General features: G+C 51.5%; 6 protein-coding genes. 2 read left to right on the top strand and 4 right to left on the bottom strand.

Translation table 11 applies throughout. The annotated features are described in order from the left end of the window. Positions 1-106: 106 nt before the first annotated feature. Complete coding sequence (locus BMZ51_RS22865; protein WP_082825701.1) at positions 107-286, top strand: IS66 family transposase; 180 nt, start codon at positions 107-109, stop codon at positions 284-286. A 92-nt stretch (positions 287-378) separates the two neighbouring features. Here BMZ51_RS22865 and BMZ51_RS22860 read toward each other — a convergent pair whose 3' ends face one another. The 4 genes from BMZ51_RS22860 to BMZ51_RS22845 are packed head-to-tail and all read right to left on the bottom strand — an operon-like array spanning position 379 to position 4,391. Beyond that, positions 379-1,371, bottom strand: a complete 993-nt coding sequence (locus tag BMZ51_RS22860; protein ID WP_068009400.1) for a beta-ketoacyl-ACP synthase III — start codon at positions 1,369-1,371, stop codon at positions 379-381. After that, positions 1,358-2,617, bottom strand: a complete 1,260-nt coding sequence (locus tag BMZ51_RS22855; RefSeq protein WP_068009397.1) for an adenosylmethionine--8-amino-7-oxononanoate transaminase — start codon at positions 2,615-2,617, stop codon at positions 1,358-1,360. The genes BMZ51_RS22860 and BMZ51_RS22855 overlap by 14 nt, the downstream gene beginning before the upstream one ends. After that, positions 2,617-3,255 (bottom strand): dethiobiotin synthase, encoded by a 639-nt coding sequence (gene bioD / locus BMZ51_RS22850; protein WP_068009395.1) that lies wholly within the window; start codon positions 3,253-3,255, stop codon positions 2,617-2,619. Before bioD ends, BMZ51_RS22855 begins: the two co-directional genes overlap by 1 nt. Next, the gene (locus BMZ51_RS22845; protein ID WP_068009393.1) at positions 3,252-4,391 is read right to left on the bottom strand and encodes an 8-amino-7-oxononanoate synthase; all 1,140 of its coding nucleotides are present in this window, start codon (positions 4,389-4,391) and stop codon (positions 3,252-3,254) included. The genes bioD and BMZ51_RS22845 overlap by 4 nt, the downstream gene beginning before the upstream one ends. A gap of 1,075 nt (positions 4,392-5,466) precedes the next feature. On the opposite strand from BMZ51_RS22845, the gene BMZ51_RS22840 reads away from it, so the two are divergent. After that, positions 5,467-6,186 carry a LuxR family transcriptional regulator gene (locus BMZ51_RS22840; protein ID WP_068009391.1) on the top strand — a complete coding sequence of 240 codons (720 nt, stop codon included), beginning with the start codon at positions 5,467-5,469 and terminating at the stop codon, positions 6,184-6,186. Positions 6,187-6,467 lie beyond the last annotated feature (281 nt).

Below are 6,467 nucleotides of genomic sequence, written 5' to 3'. Positions count from 1 at the left end.
GGGTGGAAAACGATGGCGTTTGTAACTGATCGGAGCACAAGTCATGTTGCCCAACTACCAATCGGAGCTGGAGCCAAAGTTAACTTGATAACACCGTTTTAACGGGCTGTTCGCACAAGACAAGGCCTCGGAAATGGCTTGCGTTGCACATATCAGGCGCAAATTCGTGGATATCCACGCCTCGCAAGGATCAAGCGTGGCTGGTGAGGCCATCCAGCGCATCGCAAAACACTATGAGATCGAAAAAGAAGTGCGCGGGAAGTCACCGTCTCAACGATTTTGCTAAGTGGAAGCAAGCGGCAATGATCAACGCCTGACTTGTGCCTGGAGGGAGGCTTTTGCGATCAAACTCTGGTTAACGTGACAGCACTGGTTTTTCTATATACCCACCAATACAGTTCCACTGACGAACCCGGCTCCAATGGCAGACAGTAACAACTTGTCGCCTGTCTTATAGCTGCGTTGTTCACGGCATTTGGACAGGCTAAACGGGATAGTCGCTGCTGAGCTGTTGCCGTATTCCCCCAGTGTCATCAGTGTCTTGTCTGAGTTTAACCCAAGATTAGTTCCGACAGCGTTTATGATCCGTGAGTTGGCCTGATGTGGTATCCAGTGGTCAACATCGCTTGGTTTAAGCCCGGCTTTATCCAGAACCTTCATGGCAGAGTCTGTGAGGGTGGTCACCGCTTTGGCGAACACTGTCTGACCGCCTTTCAGGCTCATCAGATATTCGCTCGGGTCCATATCGGGGCGATATGGATTGCTGCTGCCGCCGCCAGAGGTCTTGATGAGGTCGTAATAGGTGCCATCAGAGGCAAGATCCGCTGCAAGGATACCCTGCCCACCATGCGTAGGCGGCGTAACTACGACAGCGCCTGCTGCATCGGCAAAAAGCACGCGGCTGGCGCGTTCCATGGGGTTTATGCGGCGGCTTAGAATATTGGCAGCGACCACAAGGACGGCCGTGCCCTGCGCTTTGGCATAGGCGTCAGCCATGGCAAGTGCGTAGAGGAAACCCGCGCAGGCGCCTGCCATGTCGATACCGCCGGAGTTTGGCAGGCCAAGCTTATGAACCAGCAGCGGAGCTGAAGGTGGTAAAAGATGGTCTGGCGTGCTGGTTGCCAGCAAGGTCACGCCGATCTTTGTTGGATCAATACCGGCATTTTCAATGGCCATCTGCGCGGCTGGCAGAGCGATATCCGTAAGAGCCTGATCAGGTGCCGCATACCGGCGGGCGCGAATTCCAGTACGGCGCTCGATCCAGCCTTCTCCAAGTTCCAGGTCTTGCTCGATTTCAGCATTTGGCACGCGTCTTTCCGGTGCATAATGCCCGAAGCCAATCACTCCACCGCGATCATTAAAGGAGTTCATCAGCTGCCTCGGCAATGGCGTCGTAGATTTGGTTAATGTCACCCTGCGTTACGCAGTAGGGCGGCATAGAATAGAGTGTATTTCCAAGTGGGCGCAGCAATATGTTCTTCTTTTGAAAGAACGCATAAAGGCGTGGCCCAATGTCGGATAGGTAACCGTGATCCTTAACGTTGATGTCCATAGCGGCGATGGTGCCGGTCTGGCGAATGTTGGTGAACCGGTCATCGTTTTCGAACCGCGCCAGGCCTGCTGCTTGCATTTTTATGAGCTCTTCGATGCGGTCATAGACTGGCTCGTTCTCCCAGATTTCCAGATTTGCAACTGCGGCTGCGCAGGCAATTGGGTTTGCGGTGTAGGAGCTTGAGTGGAAGAAGGTCTTGCTTCTGTCTGATGAATAATGCTCGTCGTAAATCGCGGCAGAACACATTGTAACAGCAAGTGGCAACGATCCGCCTGTCAGGCCTTTGGAGTAGCACGCAATGTCCGGTGTGATCTGCGCATGCTCGCAGGCAAATAGTTTGCCAGTGCGGCCCCAGCCAGTCATTACTTCATCAGCGATAAATAACACGTGGTGCTTCTTGCAGATCTCATAGATAGCACGCAGTATTTCAGCGGAATACATCAACATGCCGCCAGCGCCGAGAATAAGCGGTTCTATGATGAAGGCTGCCACATCGCCCTGCGCGCAGACTTTTTCCAGCTCATCCAACGTATTTTGCGCGTTGCTTTCAAATGGAAAAGGTACCCTGGCCACATCAAAGAGAAGTGGATTGTAGGGTTGATTGAAAACACCGCGCTCGCCAACAGACATCGTGCCAATCGTATCGCCGTGGTAACTGTTTTCCATAACGACGATACGCTGACGTTTTTCCCCCAGATGATGCCAATAGCCGAGCGCCATTTTCAAAGCCACTTCCACGCTTGTGGAGCCGCTGTCGGAAAAGAACACATAGTCCAGCCCATCAGGCGTGCAGCTGAGCAGCTGACGTGCCAGCTGTTCAGCCGGTTCGTGTGTGTGGCCAGCGAAGATCACTTGATCCAGCTTTTCGGCTTGCTCTTTGAGAGCGCCAATTACGTGCGGGTGGCAATGCCCATGGGTAACGACCCACCAGGAGGCGATGGCATCCAACAGCTGTTCGTCATCTGCTTTTGTCAGGTAGGCGCCTGAGCCGCCAGTAATCCTGATCATTTCCTGCTGCACTGCGTGCTGCGTGAACGGGTGCCAGATCGGTGAACTCTTCGACATTAAGTGGGCTCTCCGGTTTGCGCGTAAAAGTCTTCCAGACAGAAGTTTTCTGCAAACGCTGTTCCGATTGTTTCTGGGGTGATCTCTTGCAGTTGCGGCAAGCGGCCAAGGCTTTTCACGTTTGCGTATTGTGCAACAGTGCGCTCAGAATCTGGCACTTCATCACCGATGAATACGATGCCCAGCAAATTGCAGCCTCGTGCGCGCAGCGCCTCTATAGACAGGAGACTGTGATTGATGGTGCCAAGACCGGTGCGGGCACACAAAACAATTGGTGCCTGCCATTTCTTGAAGAGGTCGACGTAAAGCGTTTCACGGGTGAGTGGGACCATGAGGCCACCTGCCCCCTCAACCACCAGAGGACCATCGACTTCCGGCAGGGTCAGGTTGTCGACATCAATCAGGACGCCTTCTTCTTCAGCAGAAAAATGCGGTGATGCCGGCGCTTGTAGGCGATAAGTTTCTGGCAAAGCCTTGCATCCCGTGAGGCGCGTCACGGCTTGCGTGTCCGTCTCTTCCTCCAGACCGGACTGGACAGGTTTCCAGTAGGTGGCGGAAAGAGCCTGTGTCAGCGCTGCAGAAAAGAGCGTTTTTCCGATACCAGTGTCAGTGCCGGTAACGATGATTGGTTTTGTCATAACGGAACCAGTTCCATTTCTTCTGCAAGCACTTCAAACATGCTGGATATGTCGCTCTTGCTGGCGTGCAAGGTTAAAGCAATACGTAGCCGGGAAGTGCCCCGTGGTACTGTTGGCGGGCGAATGCCGCGGATGTCGTAGCCTCGCTCTTGCAGGGCCTTGGCAGCTTGCATGGTGCGTTTGTCGTCGCCAATGAGAAACGGCAAAATATGTGTTCCACTGCCTTTTTGGCCGCAAAGACGTTCCATTTCCACATTTGCATGGGTGACGATGCCCGCCAGTTGCTGACGCCGCTGTGGCTGGTTCTGTACCAGCTCCAGAGACGCACGCACGATAGCTGCTACCAATGGTGATGGTGCTGTGGCGTAGATGAACGCGCGGGCGCGGTTAATGAGATAGTCGATCATCACCGCCGGGCCACAGACAAGGGCGCCGGACGCACCAAGTGCCTTGCCACAGGTGTGGAGTGAAATAATGTTTTCTCGGCCTTCGAACTCAGAGGCCAGACCTCTGCCACCTTCGCCCAGCACACCGGTTGCGTGGGCTTCATCAACAAGCAGAAAAGCGTCATATCGGTCGGCGAGTTCTACCAGCTCCCGGATTGGAGCTTGATCACCATCCATGCTGTAGAGGCTTTCGCAGGCCAGCCAGATACGGCCTGTTCCGCCTTGCGCACGCCATTGCGTGATACAGGCCTGTGCATCGTCAACCTGATTGTGACGGAAGGCCATGGATTGAGCGGAGCCCAGCTTGATGCCATCATGCGCACTGGCATGGATCAGGCTGTCGTGCAGAACCAGATCGCCATTTTGCGGAAGTGTTGAGAACATGGCCAGATTGGCGTTGTAACCACCACCGAAGAATAATGCGCGTTCTGCGCCAAATAGTTTTGCTGCTTCGCCTTCCAGTGCTTCATGTTCAGCGGCATTGCCACGCAGAAGACGGGAGCCGCCAGCCCCGATACCAACGCCTCGTTGCAGAGCGTTTTCAGCAGCTAAACGCAATTCCGGTGCTGTTGTCAGCGCAAGGTAGTCGTTGGAAGAGAAATCGCAGCCATGCGCTTTGAGCAGGGAACGGGATCTGCCCCGTTCTGCCAGACGCTCAAGCGCACCCCGATGCTTATTCAGCAGGTTCATGGAAAGTCGCACAGTTCTTCAGCCCCAATTGGGCGGATACCATTTAAGAGTGTGAGGTCTGGGGTGAAAATAAAGTATTATCCCGGTTGAAGTCATCATTTTTGTGCAGCCAATCGTTCAAAGAGCCGAAAGCGATCATCCATCGATTTTGTCCTTCGCTAATCTTCTGCCTGTAAGCAGGGAAGACACTAATACGTTGTGTCATTACAATTCAACATAGACAGTAGTTTTAAAGTATTGGAGTGGTTTTCGCTGTAAGCGCTCGGTGAACCCGACCTGACGATGCTAGCTTTGCTGCTCTTGTCGGTGAGTAATAAAGTTCCATACTCAGTAATAAACTATCATACTGGAATGCCCTCCGTTGACCCGAATTGGCCTCTCAGCGTGATGCGCTTTTACAACTGAAGAGCGGACAATCCGGTCATTCGCTGCACCGCGAGAATTCAAGCAAGTGAGAGGCTGCGGCTGGTGTCGAGGGCCAGAAACTACCATCCGGGCGTTTCTATCAAGGGTTGCGCAAGTCTTTGCAGATGAGACTACGGTCTCGTTCTGGAGAGCTCTTCTCAGCATATGATTATGTGAATCGCCCGATAAGATAAGGAGCATTTTGAGCCCAAAGCGGCGCTGGAATGGAGTTGTCCCCGTTGTCCCCCTCAGATATATCGTTGAGGTTTTTGCATCTATGCAGGGCAAATAGAAGTGCGAAATCTGATCTCGATCATATGTGAAAAAGTATATGTTTTCATTGAATTAAATGCGAAGCCGTATCAGTAAGAAAACACTAACCAAGTGTTAACGCACTATTTTCAATGTATTTTCCCAATAAAAATCTATTTATAATTTGAGATATGAAATTTTTAAAAGAGGCTTTTCTAATAAAAAATAGTGCAATTTAACATCACTAATATCTATGGGCATATTTCTATTGGGAGAGAAGTAAAATTGAATACATTTATTTATTCTTGTGAAAATAGTTAGACTCCTTTAGATGATGGGTAATAGCTTCACCTTATAAATCAGGCGCACATTCCGTAAGGTAAGATTGTTGGAGGCATTATATGTAGGGGCGTATAAAATGAATTCGTTGACTGCTGCACTAGAATTTGTTGAATCTATTAATAACGAAAAGGCACCTGATGGTGTTTCTAAGCGTCTTGCTGAACTTGGTCAGTCTTTTGGCTTTACAAGTTTTTGTCTCGCTGCGATCCCCGAAGCTGGCGCATCATTTGATGGGTCAATTATGTTGAGTGGTTGGCGATCTGAATGGCAACAACGTTATCTCGACCGTGATTACGTACAAAACGATCCAATTGTCGCGAAAGCGCGCACCGCTAGTCGTCCATTCCTTTGGTCCAGTGTTGCCCGTGATCGCAACCTTTCTGCAGCTGCACAGCAAATCCTGTCAGAAGCGCGCGATTACGGAATGTATGACGGCGTTTGTGTGCCAGTGCGTGGCCTTCAGAACTATCAAGGCATGCTGATTTTTGGTGGAGCAGAAGTGCGACTGAATGAACGCGAAATCAGTGTTCTTCATCTGGTTGGTATTTATGCGAGTAATAAGGTGCGTGAACTAGCTGGTGCAAACACCACCCGTTCTCGCCATCGCCTTACTCCTCGTGAACTTGAGTGCCTGAAGTGGGCAGCTGCAGGTAAGACAAGTTGGGAGATCAGTCAGATCCTAAACATCTCTCAGCATACTGCGGACTGGTATCTGGCTTCGGCTGCGAGAAAGCTGCATGCATCGAATAGAACACACGCGGTAGCTGAGGGTTTTCGGTTCGGCCTTATTCGATAAGTCTTAACGACACCTGCTTATGCTCTCGGCAGGATTCGCACCGCGCTTCCTGCTGTTTGCACTTTTACTGCATCCCGATTGTCGCAATTCATCCGATCTGTAAGGTGCAGCTACTCGCGAGGAGAGCTGGCTTGGGAAATTCGGACAGGTTGTCTAAGTGGATTTAGCTTCTGAAACTGGCATGCTGCCAAGAACAGGAGACCACCATGACCAGACGTGCTCGTCGAAACCATAGTCCGGCCTTTAAAGCAAAAGTCGCGCTTGCTGCTATTCGCGGAGAG

Origin of the sequence: Pseudovibrio axinellae (genome assembly GCF_900110875.1) — a bacterium.
In the GTDB taxonomy this organism is placed as follows: domain Bacteria; phylum Pseudomonadota; class Alphaproteobacteria; order Rhizobiales; family Stappiaceae; genus Pseudovibrio; species Pseudovibrio axinellae.
This window is presented reverse-complemented; position numbering and strand designations above follow the sequence as displayed.

Coding starts and splice junctions, on each gene's coding strand:
- BMZ51_RS22860 (WP_068009400.1), bottom strand. CDS start 1,371: ATGAACTCCTTTAATGATCGCGGTGGAGTGATTGGCTTCGGGCATTAT.
- BMZ51_RS22855 (WP_068009397.1), bottom strand. CDS start 2,617: ATGTCGAAGAGTTCACCGATCTGGCACCCGTTCACGCAGCACGCAGTG.
- bioD (WP_068009395.1), bottom strand. CDS start 3,255: ATGACAAAACCAATCATCGTTACCGGCACTGACACTGGTATCGGAAAA.
- BMZ51_RS22845 (WP_068009393.1), bottom strand. CDS start 4,391: ATGAACCTGCTGAATAAGCATCGGGGTGCGCTTGAGCGTCTGGCAGAA.
- BMZ51_RS22840 (WP_068009391.1), top strand. CDS start 5,467: ATGAATTCGTTGACTGCTGCACTAGAATTTGTTGAATCTATTAATAAC.